The sequence below is a fragment of the Streptomyces sp. NPDC003247 genome, assembly GCF_042888135.1.
Lineage (GTDB): Bacteria > Actinomycetota > Actinomycetes > Streptomycetales > Streptomycetaceae > Streptomyces.
This window is the reverse complement of the sequence record NZ_JBIAPF010000013.1, coordinates 163,939-187,277: the sequence shown is the minus strand read 5'-3', so window position 1 is coordinate 187,277 and position 23,339 is coordinate 163,939. Positions and strand designations below refer to the sequence as shown.

Genomic DNA, 23,339 nt, shown 5'->3' with positions numbered 1-23,339 from the left:
CCGGCGTGCCATGCGGGTACAGGAGCGCGTTGAAGGTGGGTGGCTATGAACGAAGGTGTGGACGACGCCGGGTGGGACCTCGAACCGGGGGACGAGAGCGCGCCGCTGGTGGAGGGCGTGGGACGCCTCGTCAAGTTCTGCCGTGAGGCGGCGGGGATGCGTGTGGTCGAGTTCGCCGAAGTCATCGGGTACGGCGAGGACATGATCCGCAAGGTCGAGCGGGGTACGCGGATTCCTCGACCTGAGTTCCTGGACAAGGCGGACGAAGTACTGAACGCGCGTGGTCATCTAGGGGCGTTCAAGAAGGATATGGAGAACGCTCGGTATCCGAAAAAGGTGCGCGAACTCAAGGAGCTGGAAGACCGCGCGGTCGAGTTGATGCAGTACAGCAACCACAACATCCAAGGTCTATTGCAGACACCGGAGTACGCACGGGCTCTGTACGAGATGAGGCAGCCCCCACTCTCACTGGATGCGATGGAACGGGAGATCGCTGCCCGCATGGCACGCAAAGCGATCTTCGAGCGTGAGCCCGCCCCCGTGCTCAGCTTTGTTCAGGAGCAGGTGACTCTTGAGCGCCCTCTTGGTGGGACAATGGTCCTGCGTCGCCAGCTTGAACACCTGCTGGAGGTGGGGCGCTTGCGGAACGTCACACTTCAGGTCATGCCGACCAAAGTCGAAGAGCACGCCGGAGTGCACGGCCTGATCCAGGTACTGAAGTTCGCCGATGGCACGGCGATCGGACGTTGCCCGGGCGCTTTCAACGGCCGCCCGGTCTCTGACCTCAGGGAACTTCGTATCCTTGAACTGCGGTACGGCATGATTCGAGCGCAAGCTCTCCCTCCGAGGGAGTCGCTGGCCTTCATCGAGCGCACGCTGGGAGAGCTATGAGCACCACGGAACTCCACTGGTTCAAGAGCAGCTACAGCGACACCAATGAGCCCGGCGACTGCGTCGAGGTCGCCCTGGACTGGTTCAAAAGCAGCTACAGCGACAGCGGTGAGCCCGGCGACTGCGTCGAAGTGGCCGCCACCCCCGCCACCATCCACATCCGCGACTCCAAGAAGCCCGCCCACGGCATACTCGCCGTCACGCCCACCACCTGGACGCACTTCCTTCGGCACGCCACCGCCCACGGATGACCGGGTCGCGTTGCCGGTACACGCACCGCTACCGTGCCGCGCATGACGACGACCGGAGCCCACCCCCGTTTCGCCGAAGCCCTGGATGCCCTGGGGCTCGGTGACCTGTACCCCCGGATCCGGCGTTTCCCGGATGCGACGCGTACGGCCGCTGAGGCCGCCGCCGCGATCGGGTGCGACCTCAGTCAGATCTGCAAGTCGCTGATCTTCGCGGCGGACGGGGTGCCGGTGCTGGTGCTGATGGACGGGGCCTCGCGGGTCGACGTCGGCCTCGTGCGGAAGGAACTCGGCGCCGAGAAGGTGACGCGGGCCGACGCCGGCGTCGTACGGGAGACGACCGGGTACGCGATCGGGGGCGTGCCGCCGTTCGGGCACCGTACGCGCACGCGTGTCCTCGCGGACCGCGGGCTGCTCGCGCACGATGTCGTGTGGGCCGCCGCGGGTACCCCGCACACGGTGTTCCCCATGGCCCCCGCGGAGCTGGTCGAACGCGCCGGCGCGATGCTCGTGGACGTGCGCGAGCGCACCGTGTGACCCCACTGGTGACGGCGGCGGTCCTGCTCGCCGCCGTCACGTACGCCGCGTGGAACGCGATCGCCCACCGCATCACCGACAAGCTCACCGGCTTCACCCTCATCTCGGGCGGCGGCCTCCTCATCGGCCTCGCGCTGCTGCCGTTCACACGTGTACCGGCGGTGGCGGCATGGCCGTACCTCCTCTGCTCGGCCGCGATCCACATCGCGTACTACGCGCTGCTGATGCGGTCGTTCCGGCTGGGGGACTTCGGGCAGGCGTACCCGATCGCGCGCGGGTCCGCGCCGCTCGTCGTGACGGTCCTCGCCGCCGTATTCGCGCACGAGGTGCCGGACGGCTGGACGGCCGCCGGGATCGCGCTGTCCCGGCCTCGAACGGACGAGTGGCAGGGCTTGCGGTGGGCACTTAGGGTGACGTTGTGAATCCACTCGGTGATTGGTGGAGGTAGTGATGAGCACCCACGAGGAGACCCCGAGGCCGAGCCTTCCGCGGTTCGAGGAGGCCCAACCTCTCGGACCGCAGGACGCGGCATTCGTCCAGGAGCTGGTCGCCGTCCTGGAAAGGCACGGCAACCTCGACCGTTTCGGCCTGTGCCTGCTGCACGACCACTTCCCTCTCGGCGAGGGCGAGATCCTGACCGAGACGACCGACATGGAGAAGCGCACTCTCCACACGCGCGTGGAGAAAGCGAACCGGACCAGGCACAGCAAACCCACCCAGTGGCGGTTCCTCCCGGAGGTCACCCACTCGCGTCGCGTCGAGTTCACCGGCGATCCCTACGAGGTCATCCTGCAATGCGACCCCTACAGCGGATGTCCTCCGCAGGAATGACGTCCCTCGCGTGGCGGTGGCTCCTGCTCGTCGTCGCCACGCTCGGGTGCTGGACGATCTCACCGGTTCAGGCGCACGCCGCCGATGCGCGCAAGTGTCCGGCGATCAGGGAACCGCAGAAGATCAACGTGGTCACCGAGCTCTCCTTCAGCCAAAGGCGCGCCGAATTCGTCGAGGTGGTGCAGGTCACCACCATCGAGGTGCCGCAGCGGGAAGGCGATGACGACGCGGACGACCTGACACTCAGTCCGGACACGCCGCATTACGATCGCGCCCTGCAGTGCCTGCTCGGGGCTAACGCGTCGCGCACGATCGACTTCAACACGTGGCACCCGGAGTGGCGGTCGACCAGCTACCAACCGTCCACGCGAAAAGACGCAGTGGTGGTGAAGTACGAGTCATGGAACCTCCCCCACTCGGCCGGCATGTTCGAAGTGGGACCGTGGACGGTCCAGGTCCGACCCGCGGGCTGGGAGGTGACTCTTCATCCCCCGGGCGCTCTGACCGCATGCACGTGGCAACGGATCGAGATCCGTCCAGGGGACCTGCGGATCATTGATGCACCTGATGAGCCCGAGGTGTCGAGTACGGGTAAGGGCAGCAGGGTGTGGATCGGGTACAAGCCGCAATCCGAGGAGGCCATTCACGTCACCCTGGCGCCACCCGAGGATCTCGCCAAACGTCCCTCCTGGATCGCATCTCTGGGTGTGGCCTCCTGGTGGTTCTGCGCCTCGGCCGTGATCGCGGTGTCGGCATGGCCTTTCCGTAGGCGGACCGACCTCGCCAACACCGTTCTCCAGTGGGCGGGGGTGAGCGCGGCCCTCGGTCTGACGCTGTTGCTGCTGCTTCGCCCGTCTCCCGGCGTGAACCCTTGGCGCGCGTTCGTCGGCATCGCGGCGGGTTTCACGCTCGTGCTCGTCGCGAGGCCGTGGTGTCCGTTGAGGCAGGGCTCCGACGGCCGTGAGGGAGACCTGAGGAACCGCAAGATGCTTGTCACCGTCTCCGCGGGGGCGGCAGCGGTGATCGGCCTGCTGGTGATCCTGGCCCCCCACCTCTTCGGCCTCCCCGACGGTCTGGCGCCGAAAGGCTCGCCGCCGGCCATAGGAATCGTCGGGCTGGCCCTCCTGGACATCTCCATGCTGTGGCTGTGGCTGACCGCGATCGTCGCCTGGGCGTGGCGTTTCGCGCGGGAAGGCAAGTTCGGCCAGCACCCGAGTGAAGGGGAATCCGGGCACAGCGAAGGTGAATCCGGGCATTCCAAGACCTCGGGCGGAAGCCGGGCCGTGTATCCCGTCCGCCGCATCGTCACGGTCGGGGTCGTCCTGGCCGTCATCGCGACCGCGGTGGTGGCATGGCGTGTGCACTCCTTCAACGACAGGTGGAAACGCGCCGACTGGAGGGGCGACGCCGGCGCTCTCTTCGGTATCGATCACCGAGGTGCTCTGAGTCAGCAACTCGCCGAATTCGCGTCCCGAGGACCTGGGTGGGTGTACACCTACACATGGGTACTGGCCGGAATCGCACTCGTGGCGCTCCTCCACGGCAAATACCGAACCGGACCGGATACCTCCCTCGGACCGGAGGGGGCGGACCTGCTGCTGGTGACCGCCGTCTTCGCCATCGTCGTGTCGATGAGAGGGATCACCTTCGCGGGAAACGCGGCGGCGGTGTACGGCTTCTGGCTCCCCCTGAACATGGTCGTGCTCTACGCCGTGGTGAGGGTGGGACGCCGATGGTCGGTACTGAGCCAGGTGGACCGGAAAGCCGGGGAACCGTGCGTCGCGGCGGAACTGAGTGATCCGGCGCATCACGATCGGCTGATGGAGGACTCCCGCCGCTGCCGCGATCTGCTCCACCGACTCCGCCTTCGCGATCAGGCGAGCGCGGAGGACAGCACGAGAAGCGGCTTGGAGGAACAACTCCACTCACTGCACTGCTGGAGGCCCCTCGGCTGTCGTCGCGACTGCCTGCCGGACTGCGTGTCCGTGGTCGATGTCGCCCTCAGCTGGGGACCGCAGCCGCGTTGGTGGGCTAACGCCCTCAACGCCGCACGCTGGGCCTTCGTCTTCGGCATCCTCCCCAGTGCGGTCACCGCCTGGTACGAGCACGCCTATGGCCCCAAGCACTGGGACTACACCTTGGACCAGCCCACGGGCATGCCTGATGTGATCGGGACATTCCTGACGCGGGAGATCTCCTTCGCCGGTGCGGGACTCGTCCTGGGCGCACTGTGGCGCGTGCTGCCCGGAGAACGCGGTCCCACGCGGGCTTTCGCCCTGTTCACCGGCTGGCTCCTGCCCATCATGGTCATTGCCGTGTTCAGCCGCACCGTCGGCCCCAAGGAAGTGGGCATGGCGATCGTGAGCGTCATCCTGATGCTCATGGTGCTGACCCTGACGAGCATCTGGGTCGACACCGACACGTTCCGCCGGGAAAGGCCCTATTGGGGCGGACGCTTCAGCCTGCTGAAATCGATCTACCAGATACACGGACTGTCCGGGCAGCTGGCCTTCCTGGCCACACAGCTGGGCGCTGCGGTGGGTATCTGGCAGTTGATCGACACCAAGTGACCACCGGGGCGGGGGGCTGGATCAGGTGCCGGCCGATCTGGCACGAGCCAGGCGATCGCGGGAGGCGAGCGTGGACGGGTGGTCTTCGCCCAGGACGCGCACCCGGCCGGCGTAGGTCTCCTCGTACAGGAGGACGGCGCGTTCGAGGTCGCCCGCCGCCTCACAGGTGCTGGCGAGGTTGCCGCGGCACGTGAGGGTGTGGGGGTGCTCCTCGCCCATGATGCGGATGTGGTCGGAGAGGGCCCGTTCCAACATGGGAAGAGCGCGTTCGAGATCGCCGACCGCATGGTAGAGGCTCGCGAGGTTGTGCTGGGAGGAGAGCGTGTCGGGGTGGTCCTCGCCCAGGACGCGTCGCCGGTCGTCGAAGGCCTGGGCACCCAGGAGGAGGGCGCGTTCGAGATCCCCCGCCTTTGCGTAGGCGTGCGCGAGGTTGTTGCGGACGGTGATGGTGGAGGTGTGGTGTTTTCCCAGGATCAGGCGGCTGTCCGTGAGGGTCCGTTCGTAGAGAAGGATGGCTTGGCTGAGCTTGCCCGCCGACTGGTAGGCGTCCGCGAGGTTGTTGCGGCCGACGAGTGTGTGGGGGTGGTGTTCGCCCAGGATCCGCTCGGCGTCGGTGAGGGTCTGTTCGTAGAGGGGGACGGCGCGGCCGAGGTCGCCCGCCACCCTGTAGGCGTAGGCGAGGTTGTTGCGGCTCGTCAGTGTTTGGGGGTGGTGTGCGCCCAGGACCCGCGTCCGGTCGCTGAGGATCTCGACGTACAGGGGGATGGCCCGGCGGTGGTCCCCCGCAGACTCGTAGAAACTCGCGAGATTGTTGCGGGAGGTGAGCGTGGAAGGGTGATCGGGTCCGTAGAGGCGGATGGCGGTGGCCGCGGAGCGCTCCCCGTAGGTGATCGCCTGAGGGATCTGGCCCTGGCTCTCCAGGTAGATGGCGGTTTGGGTGAGGAGAACGTCGATCTCACCCGTGTCCCGGAGAGGGGCGGTTGCGGCGAGGAGCGCTTCGGCGTGGGGGAACAGGGTTCGCCAGGCGGGCCATCCGGCCGCGTTCATCTGCGGCTGTTCGGGCAGCGCGGTGAGCAGGAGCACGGTGGCCTGGTGGCAGGCGGCGGCGATGGCGTCGTGAGTGCGGTGGGGGTCCGCCTCCTCCGCCGTGGCGGGGTCGGGCGTCCGGGCGACCGTCTGGACGAGGCGGTGGACGCTGAGCATGTCGCCGTCCAGGGCGATCACGCCGTAGGCGGCGAGCCGGCCGAGGGACTGGGCGTAGTCGACGGGGTTGCCGGCCAGTGGGGCGAGCACGCCGCGCGGGATGGCCTCGGGGGCGTACCAGGCGGCCGTGCGCAGGATGTCGACGGCCAGGGGGGTCGTGCGGTGGAGGGCGTCGAGGGTGATGCGCCAGATGCGGGCCATCGTGCGTTGCGGGTCGCCGTCCGTCGCGGCGGCGCTGGTGGTCTCGGCCGGGTACCGGCGGAGCAGGTCCCGGTAGCCGCTGACGGGGATGCGGCTCTCGGCGATGAACGCGCCGGCCTGTTCGAGGGCCAGGGGGAGGTGGCCGAGTTCCTCCGCCAGCAGGCGGGCGTGGTGCTGGTTGCCGGGGTCGGTCAGGCCGGTGAGGCGGGTGAGCAGGTCGAGGGAGGCGGCGGGGGTGAGGAGGGGGAGGGCGAGGGGGGTGGTGGGCCAGCCGTTGGCGAAGCGGCTGGTGATCAGGTGGCGGCCCACGTGGCGGAGCTGGCCGAGCAGGTGACGGGTGGCGTCGGGGTGATCGGCGTTGTCCAGGACGAGGAGCCAGCCGGGGTGGGTCTGGAGCCACCCGACGGCCCACTCCGCGTCCTCGGCGGTGGTGCGGCCGGTGGCTCCGCCGTGGATGCGGGTCGTCAGACCGGCGAGGTCGGTGGCGATCTGTTCGGGGGTGTCGGCGCGGACCCACCACACCGGTTGATAGGCGTCCCGGTGGGTGTGGGCGTAGTGGAGGGCCAAGGTCGTCTTGCCCACGCCGCCCAGGCCCTGCACGGTCTGCGTGATCGCCTTGGAGTCCTGCTCCATGGCGGAGGCCAGCGCGGTGAGCGCTTCCTTCCGGCCGACGAAGACCGGGGACGGCAGATCGGGCAGGTTGTGCAGGCCCAGGGGCGCGTCCACGTCGTACGGGCCGGCTGAGGGGCGATCAGCGGCGGTGGCGCCGGTGACGTCCTCCAGGGCCAGGGAGTTGCCCGCGGCCTTGACGGTGGTGGCGAAGCCGGGGCGCGCGGCCAGCGTGGTCAGGGGTACGGCGATGAGCTGGTCGCCGGGGTAGTTCCGCGCGCGGTCGGTTGTCAGGACCCCGGTCAGCAGGTCCCCGCAGAACAGGGCGGCACCGGACGCCCCGGACCAGGACGACGGCCCACCCGTCGCGCGGGGCGTGGCGACCTCGTCGACGTGGGCGGTGATCAGGCCGGACTTCAGGCCGCTCAGGGTCTCGATGTGCCCGCTGATCTGCTTGGTGTCGCGATGGCCGTCCCGGTGCTCGGCCTCCGGGAACCCCACCGCGACGCACGCCACCCGCGTCCGCACGCCACCGGGGGCGGGCAGGCGTCCCCAGCGCACCGGTGCCGCGGCGGCGGGAGGCCGCCATGCCGGGTCGGTGATCAGCAGCAGGGCGGCGTCGGTGTGCGGATCCCGGTCGAGGTCGGGCGGCTCCTCCGGCCACAGCACCTCCGCCGCCGTCCACGCCGTCGGCCGCTGCCCGTGCGGGGCGAGCTGCCGTACCTCCACCGCGCGCCCGGAGACCGACCCGGCGTGCCGGACGTTGTGGTAGGCGGTCAGGACCAGGCCGTCCGTGACGAGATAGCCGGACCCGGCGATCCCGCCCCCCGGGTCCCAGACCTCCATCACCCTCTCCACGTACACGTGTGAACCCCCGTTCCACCGCACCTCACCTCACCCGGCGGCCACCGCCCGACGCCTCACTGGGGCCGCTGCGGGCTCCGGGCGCCGATGTTCTGGTCCCGGCCGTGCTCGTCGACCGGCTGCAAGGTGATCTTCAGACGGGACGTGGTGCCCGCCGCGTACCCCGCCTTCGCCTCGGCGCTCGCGCTCCACGGCAGGATGGACACCTTCGCACCGGCCTGGCCGTCCTTCCTGACGTCCACGGCGAACTCCATCTCCACCGGCCCGGTGCGGAACTGGATCGTGTGCCCGTCACCGTCGCGCATGGCCTGCTCCAGCTCGCCCCGGATGGCGCTGATGGCCTCGGACAGGCCCGCCCACGGCTCCTGCGGCATGAGTGATTCCCCCGACTCGGTGATGAAGTGTCAGATGGGCAGGTTAACGGCTGCCGACCGGAGGAACGCCCCGTAACGGCGATCTGCCCGACGCCCCGGCCGACACCCCTGACTACCGTGACGTCATGCCCGAGACGACGCAGCTCACCCCCGACGACCTCGACGCCTACTTCCGCCGGATCGGTTGGGAGGGGGAGCGGCGGGCCGACGCGGGCACGCTGCGGGGTGTCCATCTGGCGCACGCCCACTCCATACCGTTCGAGAACCTCGACCCCCTCCGCGGGACCGCCCCCTCCCTCGCGACCGCCGATCTGGTCGCCAAGCTGGTGCGCGGCGGGCGCGGCGGCTACTGCTACGAGCACAACACCCTGTTCGCGGGCGTCCTGGAGGCGCTCGGGTTCGCCGTGACCCGGCTGGGGGCGCGGGTGGTCGTCGGCGCGGAACGGTTCGAGGACCGGCCGCGCACGCACATGGCGCTCCTCGTGGAGGCCCCCGGCGACCCGCGGCGCTACCTCGCCGACGTCGGCTTCGGCGCCCCGGGCGCCCTCCTCGAACCGGTCCCGCTGGTGCCGGACACCGCCTTCGACGCCGCCGGCCGCCGGCACCGGCTGGTCCACGCCCCGCGCCGCGGGCCGCTGGAGCGGTGGGTGCTGGAGACGTACGGGGAGGACGGAGCAACGGCGCGGCCCCAGTACGTCTTCACCCTCGACCCCTTCGAGCGCCCCGACTTCGAGGTGGCCAACTGGTACGTCGCCACCAGCCCGCGCTCCCCGTTCAGCCGACGCCCCTACGCCCAGCGCGTCACCGCCGGCCGCCACCTCCTCCTCGACGGCACCCGTCTCACCGAGACCCGCGCCGACGGCACCGTCACCGAACGGGTGCTCACCGAGGAGGCGGAGGTGCGGCGCGTGCTGGAGGAGGAGTTCCGGATCGCCGTACCGGAGGGCACCACGCTGCTGGGCTGAGCCGCGTGGGTGCGGCGGACCGCCGGGAGGCGCACCCTGGAAGCAGATGTTCCGGAGGTGATCCTGATGATGAATACCACGGTGGGCTGGCACGTCGACATGGAGTTCCAGGAGGACGACCAGCACACGCGCGCGGTCGCGATGGTGCGGCTGCCGGACGGGAGCGAGGTCCGGTCGCAGGGGCACGCCACCCGTCACAACGTCGACGCCAACCAGCCCCGGGTCGGCGAGGAGATCGCGGGCGCCCGCGCCCTGAACGAGCTGGCCATGCAGCTCTTGACCAAGGCCCACACGGAGATCGACGACGCGTCGGGCCGTACGTCCCACCCGATCCACGTGTGAGCCGTACCGGGCGGCCCGCGACCCGCCGGACGGAGGGGCGGGCCGCCCACACCACGCCCACACCACGCCCACACCACGCCCACACCACGCCCACCTCCGGGGCGCGGCCGCGGCCGTCGTCAGCCGTGCCGGCCGTCGTCAGCCGTGCTGGAGCAGCACGTCCCGTACCGCCCGCACCAGCGCCTGCGCCCGCGCGTCCGCCGTCACGCTCGACCGGAACCCGTTGGTGACGTACCCGAAGGCGATGCCCGAGTCGGGGTCGGCGAAGCCGAGCGCGCCGCCGCGGCCGGGGTGGCCGAAGGAGGCGGGGGACAGCAGCGGGGACGCGGCGCCGTGCAGCATGTAGCCGAGGCCGAAGCGGGTGCCGACGACCAGGACGCGGTCGGGGCCCGCCGAACGCTCTGTGCGCGCCGCCTCCGCCGTCTCCGGTGTGAAGAGCCGGGTGCCGCCCTCCGGCTCGCCGATCAGCGAGGCGTAGAAGCGGGCCAGACCGTCCGCGGTGGCGATGCCGTTGGAGGCGGGCAGCGCGGCGGCCCGGTAGGCGGGGTCGTTCTCGTCGGGCGCCGGGGTGATCGCGGCGAAGGCGCGGCGGGTGAGGGAGGCGGGGTCGGCGTAGGCGTCGGCGACGGCCCGCTTGGGCCGGGTCCGCAGCGTCCCCGGCTGCGCGGGGGCCTCGACCTGCCCGACGCGTCCCACGCGCGCGGCCCGCTCCGCCGGCAGCCCGAGCCACAGGTCGGCGCCGGCCGGGCCGGCGATCTCGTCGGCGATCCACACGCCGATCGCCCGCCCGGTCACCCGCCGCACCAGCTCGCCCGTCAGCCAGCCGTACGTCTGCGCGTGGTACCCGTGGTCCGTGCCCGGCTCCCACACCGGCGCCTGCGCCGCGACCGCGGCCGCGCCGCGCTCCGGGTCGGCGGCCTCGGCGGGCGTCAGAGGCCGGTCCAGGACGGGCACGCCCGCCCGGTGCGCGAGCAGGTCCCGCACGAGGGTCCGCTCCTTGCCCGCCGCCTTGTACTCGGGCCAGTACGCCCCCACGGGAGCGTCGAGGTCCAGCTCGCCCCGCTGCCACAACAGCAGCAGTACGGCGGCGGCGACGCCCTTCGTCGCGGAGCGCACGACCTGCGCGGTGCCCCGCTCCCAGGGCGCCCCGCCGGTCACGTCCCGGCTGCCGCCCCACAGGTCGACGACCCGCCGCCCGTCCCGGTACACGGCGACCGCCGCGCCCCGGTCGCCGAGCACCTCGAAGTTCCGTACGAACGCCTCCCTGACCGGCTCGAAGCCCTCGGCCACCGCACCGTTCACGACCACGCCCACACGTCCTCTCGACTTGCCTTCGACTCTGGGGGGAACATCTGCCCGCGGCCTGGGATTCCTGCGAGAGCCGCCCGGATCAGCGCAGCCGGTGCGCGGCGGCCTCCGCGCGCTCCGCGAGCGCCCACACCTCCGCGCGCAACCGCGCGGCCTCCGCCGCACCGAGCCCCGTCGCCGCGCTCAGCGCGCCCGGCACACGGGCCGCGCGCTCCCGGAGCTCCTCCCCGCGCCCGGTGCACGCGACCAGCACCGACCGCTCGTCGCGCGCCGCGCGCTCCCGGCGCACCAGCCCCGCGCCCTCCAGCCGTTTCAGCAGCGGCGACACCGTGCCGTAGTCCAGCCGCAGGGCCGCGGCCAGCTCCTTGACGGTGGTCTCACCGCGCTCCCACAGCACCAGCAGCACCAGGTACTGCGGATACGTGAGGCCGAGCTCCTCCAGGAGCGGGCGGTAGGCGGACGTCACCGCGCGCTGCGCCGCGTACAACGCGAAGCACAGCTGGTCGTCGAGAAGCAGCGAGCCTGAACCCTCGGTCTCCTGGTCCGTCACGCGCCCATTGTCACGGACCGCGGGTCGAACCCGAACGGCAGCTCCAGACGGTGGGCGCGCATCAGTTCCTCGTCGGAGAGCAGCCCGCCGGTCGGGCCGTCCGCCGCGATCACGCCCTCGCTGAGGATCAGCGAGCGCGGGCACAGTTCGAGGGCGTACGGCAGGTCGTGCGTGACCATGAGGACGGTGACGTCCAGGGAGCGCAGGATGTCGGCGAGCTCCCGGCGGGAGGCGGGGTCCAGGTTGGAGGACGGCTCGTCCAGGACGAGGATCTCCGGCTCCATCGCCAGGACCGTCGCCACGGCGACCCGGCGGCGCTGGCCGAAGGACAGGTGGTGCGGCGGGCGGTCCTTGAAGCCGGACATGCCGACCCGCGCGAGCGCCCGGTCCACGCGCTCCTCCAGCTCGGCGCCCTTGAGCCCGGCCGCCGCCGGGCCGAACGCCACGTCCTCCCGGACGGTCGGCATGAACAGCTGGTCGTCCGGGTCCTGGAAGACGATGCCGACCTTGCGCCGGATCTCGGCCATGTGCCGCTTGCCGACCGCCAGTCCGGCGACGGTCACCGTGCCGGTGCCGCCGGTGAGGATGCCGTTGAGGTGGAGCACGAGGGTCGTCTTGCCGGCGCCGTTCGGGCCGAGCAGTGCCACCCGCTCGCCGCGCGCGACGGAGAAGTCCACGCCGAACAGCGCCTGGTGGCCGTCGGGATAGGCGAAGGCCAGACCGGCCACTTCCAGCGAGGGCGGGGGTGTCGCAGCAGCAGTCACAGGGCCCATCCCACCACGCACACGACGAGGGCGGCGAACGGCAGGGTCAGCGCGTACGACCACTGCGCGCGCGAGGCGGTCACCTCGTCGATCACCGGCATGCTCCCGGCGTACCCGCGGCTGACCATCGCCAGGTGCACACGCTCCCCGCGCTCGTAGGAGCGGATGAACAGGGCGCCCGCCGACTTCGCGAGCACCCCCCAGTGCCGTACGCCCCGCGCCTCGAACCCGCGCGACTCCCGTGCGATCCGCATGCGCCGCATCTCGTCGGTGATGACGTCGCCGTAGCGGATCATGAAGGACGCGATCTGCACCAGCAGGGGCGGCAGCTTCAGCCGTTGCAGGCCGAGGAGGAGTTCGCGCAGTTCGGTGGTGGCGGCCAGCAGCACCGACGCGGCGACGCCCAGGGTGCCCTTGGCGAGCACGTTCCAGGCGCCCCACAGGCCGTCGACGCTGAGCGACAGGCCCAGGACGTCCACCCGCTCGCCCTCCGCCACGAACGGCATGAGCACCGCGAACGCGACGAACGGCACCTCCACCAGCAGCCGCCTCAGCAGGAAACCGGCCGGCACGCGCGCGCGGACCGCGACCACGGCGAGCAGGAGCGCGTACAGGCCGAACGCCCACACCGCCTCCCGCGGCGTCGACACCACGACCACCACGAAGGCGAGGGCGGCGGCGAGCTTGGTGTGCGGCGGCAGGGCGTGCACGGGGGAGTGCCCGTGCCGGTAGAGCCGGTGCGCGTGTCCGGCGCCCATCTCAGACGCTCTCCGTGCTCACGGCGGAGGCGTCCGTGCTCACGGCGGAGGCGTCCGCGCCGCGGCGCCTGCGCACCGCCCAGAACACCGCGCTGCCCGCGACGACGGTCACGCCCACGCCGATCACCCCCGCGAGACCGCCGGACAGGCGGGCGTCGTCGACGTCCTTGACGCCGTAGTCGGCGAGCGGGGAGCCGGCGGCGCTGTGCTCCTCGGCCTTCCGGTCGATGCCCTGGTCGGCGGCGACCTTCTCCAGGCCGTCGGGGTTCGCGGACGCGTAGAAGCTGACGAAACCGGCCAGCACGAGGGAGGTGACCAGGCCGGACACCCACAGCGTGCGCCGGGAGGCGCGCGCCGGGGCGGGCGCCGCGGGCGCCTCCTCGGCGGGGGGTACGTCCACGAGTTCGCCGTTCACGCGCAGCTGGAGCTTCCGCCCCAGCCCGCGCGCCCCGTGCACCAGGTCCGGGCGTACGGCGACGACGGCGCCGACCGTCAGCGCGGTGATCACGGCCTCGCCGATGCCGATCAGCACGTGCACGCCGACCATGGCGGTGGCCACCTTGCCGATCGCGATGTCGGTGGTGCCGCCGATCCAGTAGAGGAGGGTGAAGGCGAGGGCGGCGGCCGGCACGGAGAGCAGCGCGGCGACGAAGGACGCGGCGGTGATCGCGCCCCGGCCGCGCGGCAGCACCTTCACCAGGCCCCGGAAGACGGCGTACGCCACCACCGTCGTCACGATCGCCATGTCGGTGATGTTCACGCCGAGCGCGGTCAGCCCGCCGTCGGCGAAGAGGACGCCCTGCATCAGCAGGACCACGGACACGCACAGGACCCCTGTGCAGGGGCCCACGAGTATCGCGGCGAGCGCCCCGCCGAGCAGATGACCGCTGGTGCCCGCCGCGACGGGGAAGTTCAGCATCTGCACGGCGAAGATGAACGCGGCCACCAGGCCGGCCAGCGGCGCGGTCCGCTCGTCGAGCTCACGGCGCGCGCCGCGCAGGCTCACGGCGATGGCGCCCGCGGCGACGACCCCGGTCACGGCCGAGGTGGGGGCGTTGATGAATCCGTCAGGTACGTGCACCGTTCGATGATAGTGGCTTGATGCGAACGGGTTGCAAGAGCGAGTGACTCGTTTATCGGACCGGCACGCCGGTACGTGTATCGCACATGTGAGATATCGCGGCGCCGACGGGCGCGCCCCGTGGAATGTGCGACATTGGAGGGGAGGCGGACGCACAGCCTCCGCACAGGTCACTCAGGGTGAAGGGGCCGGTCGATGTCTGCGGTCGAACAGTACGCGCGAGCCCATGTCGTCACCGACGCCGACCTCATCGAGGAGGAGCTGGCCGCCGTCCCCGTGGTCCTGCGCTACGACCCCGACGAGGACCCCCGCTCCGTCCGGGTCGGCCTGCCGGGCCGGCACGAGTGGACCGTCGCCCGCGCTCTCCTCGAACAGGGCCTGCGCGCCCCCGCCGGCAGCGGTGAGGTCCGTGTGTGGCCGTGCGGCCGGGTCCAGGCCGTGGTCGAGTTCCACTCCACGCGGGGCGTCTCGGTGGTCCAGTTCGAGTCCAAGGCCCTGCTCCGCTTCCTGCGCCGCACGTACACGGCGACGGCCCAGCCGGTCGGCGGCCGCTAGCCAGGCCCTGTCGTCACCTTGCCGTCCGTCGTCAGCCGCCCGCCTTCAGCAGCGCCGCCACGATCGGTCCGGCGGTGTCGCCGCCGTGGCCGCCGGCCTGCACGACGCCCGCCGCCGCGAGGTCGCCGCGGTAGGCGGTGAACCAGCCGTTGGGCTTCTCCTGGTTGTCGACCTCCGCCGAGCCGGTCTTCGCGCCGTAGTCCGGGCCGAGCCCGGACATCGCCTCGGCGGCCGTGCCGTAGGCGGCGGTGTAGTTCATCAGCTCCCGCAGCTGCGACAGCGTCGACGACGACATCGTGCGCGAGGCGGTGGCCAGGGTGCGGTCGTCGACCGAGGGGGCCACCAGGTACGGCTGGTGGAAGGTGCCCGACTTGACCGTCGCGGAGACCGACGCCATGTTCAGCGGGTTCATCCGCACGCCGCCCTGCCCGATCAGCGAGGCGGCCTTCTGCGCCTTCGACTGCACGGGCACCGAGCCGTCGAAGGTGGGCACGCCGATCGCCCAGTTGTTCATCGACAGGCCGAAGACCTGCTGCGCCTGCTTGGTCAGGCTGTCGTCGTCCAGCTCGCCGGCCTGGCTGATGAAGGCGGTGTTGCAGGAGCGGGCGAAGCTCGCCTTGAAGGTGCCGCCGTCGATCTTGAACTCGTCGTCGTTCTGGAACTTCCAGCCGCCGTACGTGAAGTACTTCGGGCAGGGGTGCGCCTCGTCCGCCGACGCCAGCCCCTTCTCGATCAGCAGCGACGCCGTGATGACCTTCATCGTGGAGCCGGGGGCCAGGGAGCCCTGGAAGGCCGTGTTGAAGTTCGGGTTGCTGTTGGCGACGGCGAGGATCTCACCCGTCGAGGCCCGCATGAGGACCACCGAGGCACGCGAACGGCTCGCCACCTGCTTCTCCGCCGCGGCCTGGAGAGCCGGGCTCAACGTCGTCTCGATCGTGCCCGGCGTGCCCTCGCTGAGCTCCAGGAGCGTCTTGTCGGAGGACTTCTTCGCCTTCGAGGCCTTGCCGCGCACCACGCGCAGTTCGACGCCCGCCGTGCCGCCGGCCTTCTTGCCGTACTTCTCGCGCAGCCCGTCCAGGACCGTGCCCAGCGACGGGTACTTCGCGGCGGTCAGCTCGCCGCCGTCCCGGTCCAGCGCCGTGACCGGCGGGTCGCCCGCCTCGCCGGTCACCAGGGTGTCCCCGTCGGCGAGATCGGGGTGGACCACCGACGCGTGCCAGTCGACCAGCGGCTCGCCGTCCGACGTCCCCCGCACGACGGTCAGCGTGCTGCTGTACGCCAGCGGCTTCGCGGTCTTCTTGTAGCTGACCGTGCCCTTCACGGAGAAGGGGATCTTGTCGCCCGAGCGGGCGCCCGCCGTGAGGGTGACGCCGGTGATGTGGGCGTCCTTCGTGTAGCCGGTGAGCAGGGCGGTGGCGGCCGTCGGGTCGTCGGTCGCGGCGGCCGCCTGCGCGACCTTGCCCTGCTGCCAGGCCGTGAGGAACGTCCGGGCCGCGGCGGTGACCTCCTTGGCCGACAGTGGACCTGTTTTGACCTGCGGCTTCTTCGCGGCGGTCGTCGTCGCTCCGTCCTCGGCCGCCGCCCCGCCGCCGTACAGCGCGTAGGCCCCGAGACCGGCGCCGCCGACGACGACGGCGATCATGCCGGCGACCATCGCGGGCCGCTTGTTCCGTCGCTCGGCGACGCGCCTTCTCTTGCCCACTGCCTGCGTTCCTCCGCGATCCCCGGGGCCGCCTCGCCCCACTGTCCCCGCCGGTTGCCCGAACCGACCCTCACCCACCCAACGACGGCCACCAGCCTAGAGTCCCCTTCTGTGGAGCGACGTCACGTGTGACGTCAGCCACCCGGCCTACGGGCAGCCGTGCCGGGTCCTTCGTACGGCCGATCCCGGGTGCTGGGTGCGGCCGTGCCGGGTCCTTCGTACGGCCGATCCCGGGTGCTGGGTGCGGCCGCCCCGGGTCGTCCGTACGGCCGACCCCGGGCACTCGGTACGGCCGACCCCGGGCACTCGGTACGGCCGACCCCGGCCACTCGGTGCGGCCGCCGACCCCGCGCCGTCCGTTCAGCCGCCGGCCTTCAGGACGGCCGCGACGATCGGGCCGGAGGCGTCGACGCCGTGGCCGCCGTCCTGGGTCATGGCCGCGGCGGCGACGTCGTCGCGGTAGCCGGTGAACCAGCTGTCGGACCGGGCCTGGCCGTCGACCTCGGCGGAGCCCGTCTTCGCGCCGATCCGGCCGCCCAGGCCGGCCATCACCTCGGCCGCGGTGCCGCTGGTCGCGGTGCGGTTCATCATCGAGGTGAGCTGCTGCACCGTACCGGCCCGCAGCCCGTTCGCACGGGCGATCTCGCGGTCGTCGAGGCTCTGCGGCACGAGCACCGGCTGGCGGAAGACCCCCGTCATCGCGGTCGCCGTCACCGACGCCATGTTCAGCGGGTTCATCTGGACCTGGCCCTGGCCGATCAGGTTGGCCGCGGTGTCCGGGCCGCCGGACGCCGGGACCCGGCCGTCGAAGGAGGCGATCCCGGTCTTCCAGTCGTTGCGCCCGAGCCCGAAACGATCCTGCGCCTCCTGGGTCAGCGAGTCGACCTCGACCTCGTCGGCGAACTTGACGAACGCCGTGTTGCAGGAGCGCGCGAAGCTCTCCGAGAGGGTCGCGCCCTCGTCCGGGTCCATGCCGTCGATGTTGTGGAAGGTCTGGCCCTCCGACATCGCCTCGGCGGGGCAGGGCGCCGGTCCGTCCGCCGTGGTCAGGCCGTTGTCGATGAGCGTGGCGGCGCTGACGATCTTCATGGTGGAGCCGGGGGCCACGGTGCCCTGGAAGGCGGCGTTGAAGCCGTCCGCCCGGTGGTTGGCGACCGCCAGGACGTCACCGGTGCTGGGCTGGACGGCCACCACCGACGACTCGGGGTACTTCTGCACCGCCTTCTCGGCGGCGGCCTGCACCCGCGCGCTGAGCGTGGTGGGCACCTTGCCCGCCTTGCCCTCGGCGAGGGTCAGCAGCGGGGTGTCGGCGACCCCCGTGCCGGCGTGCCGGATCGCCAGCTCGATACCGGCCGTCCCGCCCGCCCGGTCGCCGTACTTGGAGCGCAGCTCGTCCAGGATCGCCCCGAGCGAGGGGTAGTCCTCCTTGGTCAGCACCTTGCCGTCGCGGTCCACGGCCTCGATCGCCGGCGCCTGCGACTCGCCCGTGACCAGCGTGTCGTCCATCGCCGTCAGCTTCGGGTGCACCACCGACGGCTGCCAGTCCACCAGCGCCCGCCCGGTGGTGAGCCCTCGCACCACCGTCAGCCGGCTCTGGTAGGCCAGCGGCTCGGACTTCCCCTCGTACGACACCGTCGCCTTCACCCCGAACGGCACGGTGTCCCCGCTCGCCGTACCCGGGGTGATCGTCACGCCGGTGATGTGCGCGGCCTCCGCGTACGAGGTCAGCAGCGGCTCCGCCATCTCGGCGTTGTTGGTGTACGACGCCGCGGTCGCCGCGTCGCCCTGCTCCCAGGCCGCGAAGAACGCGGCGGTGGTGTCCTTCACCTCGGACGCGCTCGGCGGCCCGCTCCGCACGGACGCCGTCCCCCCGCCGCCCGTCCCGCTGCCCCCGTCCAGCGCGCTCACGAAGTTGTACGTGCCGTACCCGGCCCCACCCACCATCACGGCCAGCACCGAGCCGACGATCGCCGCCTTGGCCCCCTTGCGCATGCCCCGCACCCTCCCCGGCATCCCCGTTGTCCCCGCGAGCCCCTCCGGCAGCGAATCTGAACGCGTTCGAAAAAGCTTCCTGTGTTCGCACTGTAAGCGGGGCCGGGGGTCTCTGTGACGGGTGTTTCCGGAACTTGTCCGAACGGAGATCGGTTCAGGGGGACAACCGGGCCATCAGGTGACGGAATCAGACCCAGGTGTCCAGCCACATCCGTGAACGCCAGGAGTCGATCGGGATCGCCTGGCCGGTGTACAGCGGCCAGAAGTAGATGAAGTTCCACGCGATCAGCAGCACCAGCACGCCCGCCGCCGTCGCGCCCACCACCCGCCGGGTGTCGCTCGACCCCGGACGCCCGACGATCGCCCCGGTCATCATCGCCACCGCCAGGCACAGGAACGGCAGGAAGACCACGGCGTAGAAGAGGAAGATCGTGCGCTCCTGGTACAGGAACCACGGCAGCCAGCCGGCCGCGATCCCGCAGGCGATCGCCCCGGCCCGCCAGTCACGGCGGAACAGCCAGCGCCACAGCACGAACGCGATCGCGAAGCAGGCCGCCCACCACAGCACGGGCGTACCGATCGCCAGCACCTCGCGCGCGCACTTCTCGCCCGCGTCCGACGGGCAGCCGTCCACGCCGGGCGCCGGGGACTCGTAGAAGTAGGAGACCGGGCGGCCCAGGACGATCCAGCTCCACGGGTTCGACTGGTAGGTGTGCGGGGACGTCAGGTGGGTGTGGAACTCGTACACCTCGTGCTCGTAGTGCCACAGGCTGCGCAGCCAGTCGGGGAACAGCCACGTCCAGCTGCCGCCCTTGCCGTCGGTCGCCGCCCAGTTGCGGTAGTAGCCGCCCGAGCCGTCGTCGGGGGAGAGGATCCAGCCCGTCCACGACACCAGGTACGTCACCAGCGCGACCGGCACCGTGGCCAGGAACGCCAGTCCCGTGTCGCGCCGCAGCACCGCCCGGTAGGGGCGGCGGGCTCCGGCCACCCGGCGCGAGGAGACGTCCCACAGGACCGCCATCAGGCAGAACGCGACCATGATGTACAGGCCGTTCCACTTGGTGCCGATGGCCAGGCCCAGCATCACACCGGCCGCCCAGCGCCACGGGCGCAGCCCCAGACGGGTCGTCTCGGCGAGGTGCGCGTCCGGGCGGTGGTGCCCGTCGGCGTCCGGCGGCAGCGCGGCCGCGAGCCGCTCACGCGCCTTGTCGCGGTCGATCAGCAGACAGCCGAACGTCGCCAGCACGAAGAACATCAGCACCCCGTCCAGCAGCGAGGTGCGGCTCATCACGAAGTGCAGCCCGTCGACGGCCATCAGCGCGCCCGCCAGACAGCCCAGGAACGTCGAACGGAACAGCCGGCGCCCGATGCGGCACAGCATGAGCACGGACAGCGTGCCCAGCAGCGCCGTCATGAACCGCCAGCCGAACGGATCGAACCCGAAGAGCAGCTCACCCAGCCCGATGACGAACTTCCCGACCGGCGGATGCACCACGTACGCCGCGTCCGCCGGGACGGTGACGTGGCCGCCCGAGGAGAGGATGAGGTCGTTGGCGTTCTTGTCCCAGTTGACCTCGAAGCCGCGGTGGACGAGCGCCCAGGCGTCCTTGGCGTAGTACGTCTCGTCGAATATCACCGCCTTCGGGCTGCCCAGGTTCCAGAACCGCAGCACGCCCGCCACCAGCGTGACCAGCAGCGGACCGCCCCAGCCCGACCAGCGCAGCACGCGCTCCACCGCCGTGGGGGGCACCCCCAGCGCCTCCCACAGGCGCGGGCTCGGCTCGGCGAACGGCGGCACCAGCCGCTCCCGGACGTCGCCGCCCGGCTCCGCCGCGTATCCGAAGCGGCGCAGCCGCTGCCGCCACGACGGCCGCTGGTCCTGCGGTGCCTGGTCCTGCGGGGCCTGGGCCTGCGGCGCCTGGTCCTGCGGTGCCGGGGCCTGCTGCCGGTGGCCCGTGGAGTCCGTGGAGTCCGTGGAGGACGCGGTACTGGTCACCGCGCCATCGTAGGGAACCCTTCTGTGGGATTTCCGTGTCTCACCCCCTGCGAGACTGGAAACGTGACAGTCGCACCCGGAACCCTGGTCCTTGCAGGAACCCCCATCGGGGACATCGCGGACGCCCCGCCCCGGCTCGCCGAGGAACTGGCCGCCGCCGACGTCGTCGCCGCCGAGGACACCCGCCGGCTGCGCCGGCTGACGCAGGCGCTCGGCGTGACGCCCAAGGGACGCGTGGTGTCGTACTTCGAGGGCAACGAGTCCGCCCGCACGCCCGAACTGGTGGAGGAGCTGCTCGGCGGCGCGCGCGTGCTGCTCGTCACCGACGCGGGCATGCCGTCCGTCTCCGACCCCGGGTACCGGCTGGTCGCCGCCGCCGTCGAGCGGGACGTCCGGGTCACCGCCGTACCGGGCCCGTCCGCCGTGCTCACCGCCCTCGCCCTGTCCGGGCTGCCCGTCGACCGCTTCTGCTTCGAGGGGTTCCTGCCCCGGAAGGCGGGGGAGCGGCTGTCGCGGCTGCGGGACGTGGCCGAGGAGCGCCGCACCCTCGTCTACTTCGAGGCCCCGCACCGGCTGGACGACACCCTCGCCGCGATGGCCGAGGTGTTCGGCGGGGAGCGGCGCGCCGCCGTCTGCCGCGAGCTGACCAAGACGTACGAGGAGGTCCGGCGCGGCCCGCTGGCCGAGCTGGCCGCGTGGGCGGCCGAGGGCGTGCGCGGCGAGATCACCGTCGTCGTCTCCGGTGCGCCCGAGCGCGGGCCCGAGGAGCTCGACGCGGCGGAACTGGTGCGGCGGGTCCGGCTCCGCGAGGAGGCCGGCGAGCGCCGCAAGGAGGCCATCGCCGCGGTGGCGGCGGAGGCGGGGCTGCCCAAGCGGGAGGTGTTCGACGCGGTGGTGGCCGCGAAGCACTCCGAGCGGACGCCCTGAGCGGTGCACCCTGGCCCGCCGCGCCGCTGAGCGGTGCGGCGGTGCGCCGGTGCCCGCGCGCCGCTGAGCAGGGAGGACGCGTCGTCTGAGCGGGGCGCGCGTCCTCTGAGCGCACGCCCCATGCAGGGGCAAAGGGCCGGCGTGCAAGGCAAAGCCCACAGGCCGTCCGCCGCACCATTTCGGCAAGCGCCGCCCAAATCACTCCCAACACTCGACAGGCCTGCTGCGCCCGCACCGGCGGAGGAGTCCACTGGACGCCAGGGACGCACCCGTCCCACGCCCCCGAACGGGATTCCGGGGGGAATCCCCGCGCCAGGGGGCGTCTGTCCAGCGGACAACGGGAGCTGGCATGAGTGAGATCACAGGGCAGACGACCGGCCACCTGCGCGCCGCGGCGGTCCCCGTCGTGCACGAGTCGTACTCCTTCGCCTGCATGCGCTGCGGGCACGGCTGGGAGCAGTCGTACGAGATAGAGCACCACACGGACGCCGACGGACACGAGTTCGTCCTCTACGTCGCGAACGGCCGGATCGTGCCGTCCCCGCTGAGCCGGCCCACCTGCCTCAACTGCGACGGGCACCTCGTGCGCATCATGCGGGCGGGGCAGGTCGCCTCGGTGCTCAGCGCCGCCCGCCGCCCCCACCGCACGCCCCCGGCCGGGCCGGTGGAGGCGCCGGAACCCGCCGCCGGGAGCGGCGGCCGCGCGGACGGCCGGGAGCACGGCCGGGAACACGGCCGCGCGGACGTCCGGAACGACGTCCGGAACGACGTCCGGAACGACGGCCGGAACGACGGCCGGAACGACGGCCGGAACGACGGCCGGGACGACGGCCGGGGGGACCGGCACGAGCGGCGGCCGCGCCGCGAGCACCACTGGCACCTGTCCGACCTGCTGCACCCCTTCCAGCACCGGGCCGGCTGAGCCGGCCGGCGGCCGGAGGCGGACGGCCGCGGACCCGCCCCCTTCCGTAGGATCGGGACATGCCTTCGAACGCCGACAAGAACGCGGCGCCGCCGCTCCCGGCCCCCCTCGGGGTGCCGGTCGCCGACTCCCACACCCACCTCGACATGCAGTCCGGCACGGTGGAGGAGGGGCTCGCGAAAGCCGCGTCGGTCGGCGTGACGACGGTCGTCCAGGTCGGCTGCGACGTCCGCGGCTCCCGGTGGGCGGCCGAGACGGCGGCCGCGTACGACGCCGTCCACGCGGCCGTAGCCCTGCACCCCAACGAGGCGCCGCGCATCGTGCACGGCGATCCTGGGGGCACCTCCCAGCCCCCTGGGGCTGGGGGAGGCTGGTCGCGGCAGGGCGCGCGTGCGGCGGGGGGCGCGGCGGCGCTCGACGAGGCGCTCGCCGAGATCGACCGCCTGGCCGCGCTCCCGCACGTCAAGGGCGTCGGCGAGACGGGACTGGACTACTTCCGCACCGGCCCCGAGGGCAAGGAGGCGCAGGAGTCGTCGTTCCGCGCCCACATCGAGATCGCCAAGCGGCACGGCAAGGCCCTCGTCATCCACGACCGCGACGCCCACGCCGACGTCCTGCGCATCCTGAAGGAGGAGGGCGCCCCCGAGCGCACCGTCTTCCACTGCTACTCCGGCGACGCCGAGATGGCGGAGATCTGCGCCCGCGCCGGGTACTTCATGTCCTTCGCCGGCAACGTCACCTTCAAGAACGCCCAGAACCTGCGCGACGCCCTCTCCGTCGCCCCGCTGGACCTCGTCCTGGTCGAGACCGACGCGCCCTTCCTCACCCCGGCGCCCTACCGCGGCCGGCCCAACGCCCCGTACCTCGTCCCCGTCACGGTCCGCGCCATGGCCGCCGTCCGGGGCATCGACGAGGACGCCATGGCGACCGCCCTCGCCGCCAACACCGCCCGCGCCTTCGCCTACTGAACGCTGCGTAGCCGCGCCGCTTTGGAGAGTGACGAATGCTCCGCTAGGTTCTGGGGGCCCGATCCGGACCCCTCTGGACCCCCTCCGGCCCCTGGAGCGCGTCGGCGTGAGCAACTCGCAGTACCAGACGTTCGAGCCGTACGACCCGGGGCCGCCCGCGGAGCCCTGCGCACCGCAGGAC

20 protein-coding genes and 2 pseudogenes are annotated in these 23,339 nt (G+C 71.9%); 12 read left to right on the top strand and 10 right to left on the bottom strand.

Annotation, left to right across the window (positions count from 1 at the left end; translation table 11 throughout):
• The first annotated feature begins 45 nt into the window (after nucleotides 1-45).
• The 6 genes and pseudogenes from ACFYWQ_RS35210 (at nucleotide 46) to ACFYWQ_RS35185 (ending at nucleotide 5,077) form a co-directional block, all read left to right on the top strand.
• On the top strand, nucleotides 46-891 hold the full coding sequence (locus ACFYWQ_RS35210) for a Scr1 family TA system antitoxin-like transcriptional regulator (protein ID WP_389522315.1): 846 nt from the start codon (nucleotides 46-48) through the stop codon (nucleotides 889-891).
• Nucleotides 888-1,142: a DUF397 domain-containing protein gene (locus tag ACFYWQ_RS35205; protein ID WP_389522313.1), complete on the top strand. Its 255-nt coding sequence runs from the start codon at nucleotides 888-890 to the stop codon at nucleotides 1,140-1,142. The genes ACFYWQ_RS35210 and ACFYWQ_RS35205 overlap by 4 nt, the downstream gene beginning before the upstream one ends.
• A gap of 42 nt (nucleotides 1,143-1,184) precedes the next feature.
• On the top strand, nucleotides 1,185-1,676 hold the full coding sequence (locus ACFYWQ_RS35200) for a YbaK/EbsC family protein (protein ID WP_389522311.1): 492 nt from the start codon (nucleotides 1,185-1,187) through the stop codon (nucleotides 1,674-1,676).
• Nucleotides 1,673-2,041 (top strand): annotated as a pseudogene (locus tag ACFYWQ_RS35195) (EamA family transporter); the annotation flags it as partial. The gene ACFYWQ_RS35200 and the pseudogene ACFYWQ_RS35195, both read left to right, overlap by 4 nt.
• 85 nt (nucleotides 2,042-2,126) lie before the next feature.
• A complete protein-coding gene (locus ACFYWQ_RS35190; protein WP_389522310.1) occupies nucleotides 2,127-2,507 on the top strand; it encodes a hypothetical protein in 381 nt (126 codons plus the stop codon).
• The gene (locus ACFYWQ_RS35185; protein WP_389522309.1) at nucleotides 2,504-5,077 is read left to right on the top strand and encodes a DUF6185 family protein; all 2,574 of its coding nucleotides are present in this window, start codon (nucleotides 2,504-2,506) and stop codon (nucleotides 5,075-5,077) included. The genes ACFYWQ_RS35190 and ACFYWQ_RS35185 overlap by 4 nt, the downstream gene beginning before the upstream one ends.
• A gap of 21 nt (nucleotides 5,078-5,098) precedes the next feature.
• Here ACFYWQ_RS35185 and fxsT read toward each other — a convergent pair whose 3' ends face one another.
• Nucleotides 5,099-7,936, bottom strand: a complete 2,838-nt coding sequence (gene fxsT, locus ACFYWQ_RS35180) for an FxSxx-COOH system tetratricopeptide repeat protein (RefSeq protein ID WP_389522308.1) — start codon at nucleotides 7,934-7,936, stop codon at nucleotides 5,099-5,101.
• Between the two features lie 74 nt (nucleotides 7,937-8,010).
• Entirely contained in the window at nucleotides 8,011-8,328 is a 318-nt protein-coding gene (locus ACFYWQ_RS35175; RefSeq protein WP_389522306.1) for a trypco2 family protein, read from the bottom strand.
• A gap of 125 nt (nucleotides 8,329-8,453) precedes the next feature.
• Between ACFYWQ_RS35175 and ACFYWQ_RS35170 the strand changes: the two genes are divergently transcribed.
• Nucleotides 8,454-9,293 (top strand): arylamine N-acetyltransferase, encoded by an 840-nt coding sequence (locus ACFYWQ_RS35170; protein WP_389522304.1) that lies wholly within the window; start codon nucleotides 8,454-8,456, stop codon nucleotides 9,291-9,293.
• A gap of 66 nt (nucleotides 9,294-9,359) precedes the next feature.
• On the top strand, nucleotides 9,360-9,635 hold the full coding sequence (locus ACFYWQ_RS35165; RefSeq protein WP_389522303.1) for a DUF1876 domain-containing protein: 276 nt from the start codon (nucleotides 9,360-9,362) through the stop codon (nucleotides 9,633-9,635).
• Between the two features lie 138 nt (nucleotides 9,636-9,773).
• On the opposite strand, the gene ACFYWQ_RS35160 is transcribed toward ACFYWQ_RS35165, so the two are convergent.
• The 5 genes from ACFYWQ_RS35160 to ACFYWQ_RS35140 all read right to left on the bottom strand — a co-directional run bounded on the left by ACFYWQ_RS35160 (nucleotide 9,774) and on the right by ACFYWQ_RS35140 (nucleotide 14,096).
• Nucleotides 9,774-10,943: a serine hydrolase domain-containing protein gene (locus tag ACFYWQ_RS35160; RefSeq protein ID WP_389522301.1), complete on the bottom strand. Its 1,170-nt coding sequence runs from the start codon at nucleotides 10,941-10,943 to the stop codon at nucleotides 9,774-9,776.
• An 82-nt stretch (nucleotides 10,944-11,025) separates the two neighbouring features.
• Entirely contained in the window at nucleotides 11,026-11,493 is a 468-nt protein-coding gene (locus ACFYWQ_RS35155; protein WP_389522299.1) for a MarR family winged helix-turn-helix transcriptional regulator, read from the bottom strand.
• Nucleotides 11,490-12,266 carry an energy-coupling factor ABC transporter ATP-binding protein gene (locus tag ACFYWQ_RS35150; protein WP_389522297.1) on the bottom strand — a complete coding sequence of 259 codons (777 nt, stop codon included), beginning with the start codon at nucleotides 12,264-12,266 and terminating at the stop codon, nucleotides 11,490-11,492. Before ACFYWQ_RS35150 ends, ACFYWQ_RS35155 begins: the two co-directional genes overlap by 4 nt.
• On the bottom strand, nucleotides 12,254-13,015 hold the full coding sequence (gene cbiQ / locus ACFYWQ_RS35145; protein WP_389522295.1) for a cobalt ECF transporter T component CbiQ: 762 nt from the start codon (nucleotides 13,013-13,015) through the stop codon (nucleotides 12,254-12,256). Before cbiQ ends, ACFYWQ_RS35150 begins: the two co-directional genes overlap by 13 nt.
• Before the next feature lies 1 nt (nucleotide 13,016).
• Nucleotides 13,017-14,096 (bottom strand): energy-coupling factor ABC transporter permease, encoded by a 1,080-nt coding sequence (locus tag ACFYWQ_RS35140; protein ID WP_389522294.1) that lies wholly within the window; start codon nucleotides 14,094-14,096, stop codon nucleotides 13,017-13,019.
• A 195-nt stretch (nucleotides 14,097-14,291) separates the two neighbouring features.
• Here ACFYWQ_RS35140 and ACFYWQ_RS35135 point away from each other — a divergent pair, with 195 nt between their 5' ends.
• Nucleotides 14,292-14,651: an SsgA family sporulation/cell division regulator gene (locus ACFYWQ_RS35135; protein WP_389522292.1), complete on the top strand. Its 360-nt coding sequence runs from the start codon at nucleotides 14,292-14,294 to the stop codon at nucleotides 14,649-14,651.
• 31 nt (nucleotides 14,652-14,682) lie between these two features.
• Here ACFYWQ_RS35135 and ACFYWQ_RS35130 read toward each other — a convergent pair whose 3' ends face one another.
• The 3 genes from ACFYWQ_RS35130 to ACFYWQ_RS35120 all read right to left on the bottom strand — a co-directional run bounded on the left by ACFYWQ_RS35130 (nucleotide 14,683) and on the right by ACFYWQ_RS35120 (nucleotide 20,341).
• On the bottom strand, nucleotides 14,683-16,353 hold the full coding sequence (locus ACFYWQ_RS35130; RefSeq protein WP_389522290.1) for a penicillin-binding transpeptidase domain-containing protein: 1,671 nt from the start codon (nucleotides 16,351-16,353) through the stop codon (nucleotides 14,683-14,685).
• 360 nt (nucleotides 16,354-16,713) lie between these two features.
• The gene (locus tag ACFYWQ_RS35125; RefSeq protein ID WP_389522288.1) at nucleotides 16,714-18,345 is read right to left on the bottom strand and encodes a penicillin-binding transpeptidase domain-containing protein; all 1,632 of its coding nucleotides are present in this window, start codon (nucleotides 18,343-18,345) and stop codon (nucleotides 16,714-16,716) included.
• A 187-nt stretch (nucleotides 18,346-18,532) separates the two neighbouring features.
• Nucleotides 18,533-20,341, bottom strand: a complete 1,809-nt coding sequence (locus ACFYWQ_RS35120; protein WP_389522286.1) for a dolichyl-phosphate-mannose--protein mannosyltransferase — start codon at nucleotides 20,339-20,341, stop codon at nucleotides 18,533-18,535.
• A gap of 63 nt (nucleotides 20,342-20,404) precedes the next feature.
• On the opposite strand from ACFYWQ_RS35120, the gene rsmI reads away from it, so the two are divergent.
• The 3 genes and pseudogenes from rsmI (at nucleotide 20,405) to ACFYWQ_RS35105 (ending at nucleotide 23,158) form a co-directional block, all read left to right on the top strand.
• Complete coding sequence (gene rsmI, locus ACFYWQ_RS35115) at nucleotides 20,405-21,268, top strand: 16S rRNA (cytidine(1402)-2'-O)-methyltransferase (protein ID WP_389522284.1); 864 nt, start codon at nucleotides 20,405-20,407, stop codon at nucleotides 21,266-21,268.
• 349 nt (nucleotides 21,269-21,617) lie between these two features.
• Nucleotides 21,618-21,992 (top strand): annotated as a pseudogene (locus tag ACFYWQ_RS35110) (hypothetical protein); the annotation flags it as partial.
• Nucleotides 21,993-22,249: 257 nt separating this feature from the next.
• On the top strand, nucleotides 22,250-23,158 hold the full coding sequence (locus ACFYWQ_RS35105) for a TatD family hydrolase (RefSeq protein ID WP_389522282.1): 909 nt from the start codon (nucleotides 22,250-22,252) through the stop codon (nucleotides 23,156-23,158).
• The last annotated feature ends 181 nt before the right edge of the window (nucleotides 23,159-23,339 follow it).

Coding starts and splice junctions, on each gene's coding strand:
- ACFYWQ_RS35210 (WP_389522315.1), top strand. CDS start 46: ATGAACGAAGGTGTGGACGACGCCGGGTGGGACCTCGAACCGGGGGAC.
- ACFYWQ_RS35205 (WP_389522313.1), top strand. CDS start 888: ATGAGCACCACGGAACTCCACTGGTTCAAGAGCAGCTACAGCGACACC.
- ACFYWQ_RS35200 (WP_389522311.1), top strand. CDS start 1,185: ATGACGACGACCGGAGCCCACCCCCGTTTCGCCGAAGCCCTGGATGCC.
- ACFYWQ_RS35190 (WP_389522310.1), top strand. CDS start 2,127: ATGAGCACCCACGAGGAGACCCCGAGGCCGAGCCTTCCGCGGTTCGAG.
- ACFYWQ_RS35185 (WP_389522309.1), top strand. CDS start 2,504: ATGACGTCCCTCGCGTGGCGGTGGCTCCTGCTCGTCGTCGCCACGCTC.
- fxsT (WP_389522308.1), bottom strand. CDS start 7,936: ATGGAGGTCTGGGACCCGGGGGGCGGGATCGCCGGGTCCGGCTATCTC.
- ACFYWQ_RS35175 (WP_389522306.1), bottom strand. CDS start 8,328: ATGCCGCAGGAGCCGTGGGCGGGCCTGTCCGAGGCCATCAGCGCCATC.
- ACFYWQ_RS35170 (WP_389522304.1), top strand. CDS start 8,454: ATGCCCGAGACGACGCAGCTCACCCCCGACGACCTCGACGCCTACTTC.
- ACFYWQ_RS35165 (WP_389522303.1), top strand. CDS start 9,360: ATGATGAATACCACGGTGGGCTGGCACGTCGACATGGAGTTCCAGGAG.
- ACFYWQ_RS35150 (WP_389522297.1), bottom strand. CDS start 12,266: ATGGGCCCTGTGACTGCTGCTGCGACACCCCCGCCCTCGCTGGAAGTG.
- cbiQ (WP_389522295.1), bottom strand. CDS start 13,015: ATGGGCGCCGGACACGCGCACCGGCTCTACCGGCACGGGCACTCCCCC.
- ACFYWQ_RS35135 (WP_389522292.1), top strand. CDS start 14,292: ATGTCTGCGGTCGAACAGTACGCGCGAGCCCATGTCGTCACCGACGCC.
- ACFYWQ_RS35125 (WP_389522288.1), bottom strand. CDS start 18,345: ATGCGCAAGGGGGCCAAGGCGGCGATCGTCGGCTCGGTGCTGGCCGTG.
- ACFYWQ_RS35105 (WP_389522282.1), top strand. CDS start 22,250: ATGCCTTCGAACGCCGACAAGAACGCGGCGCCGCCGCTCCCGGCCCCC.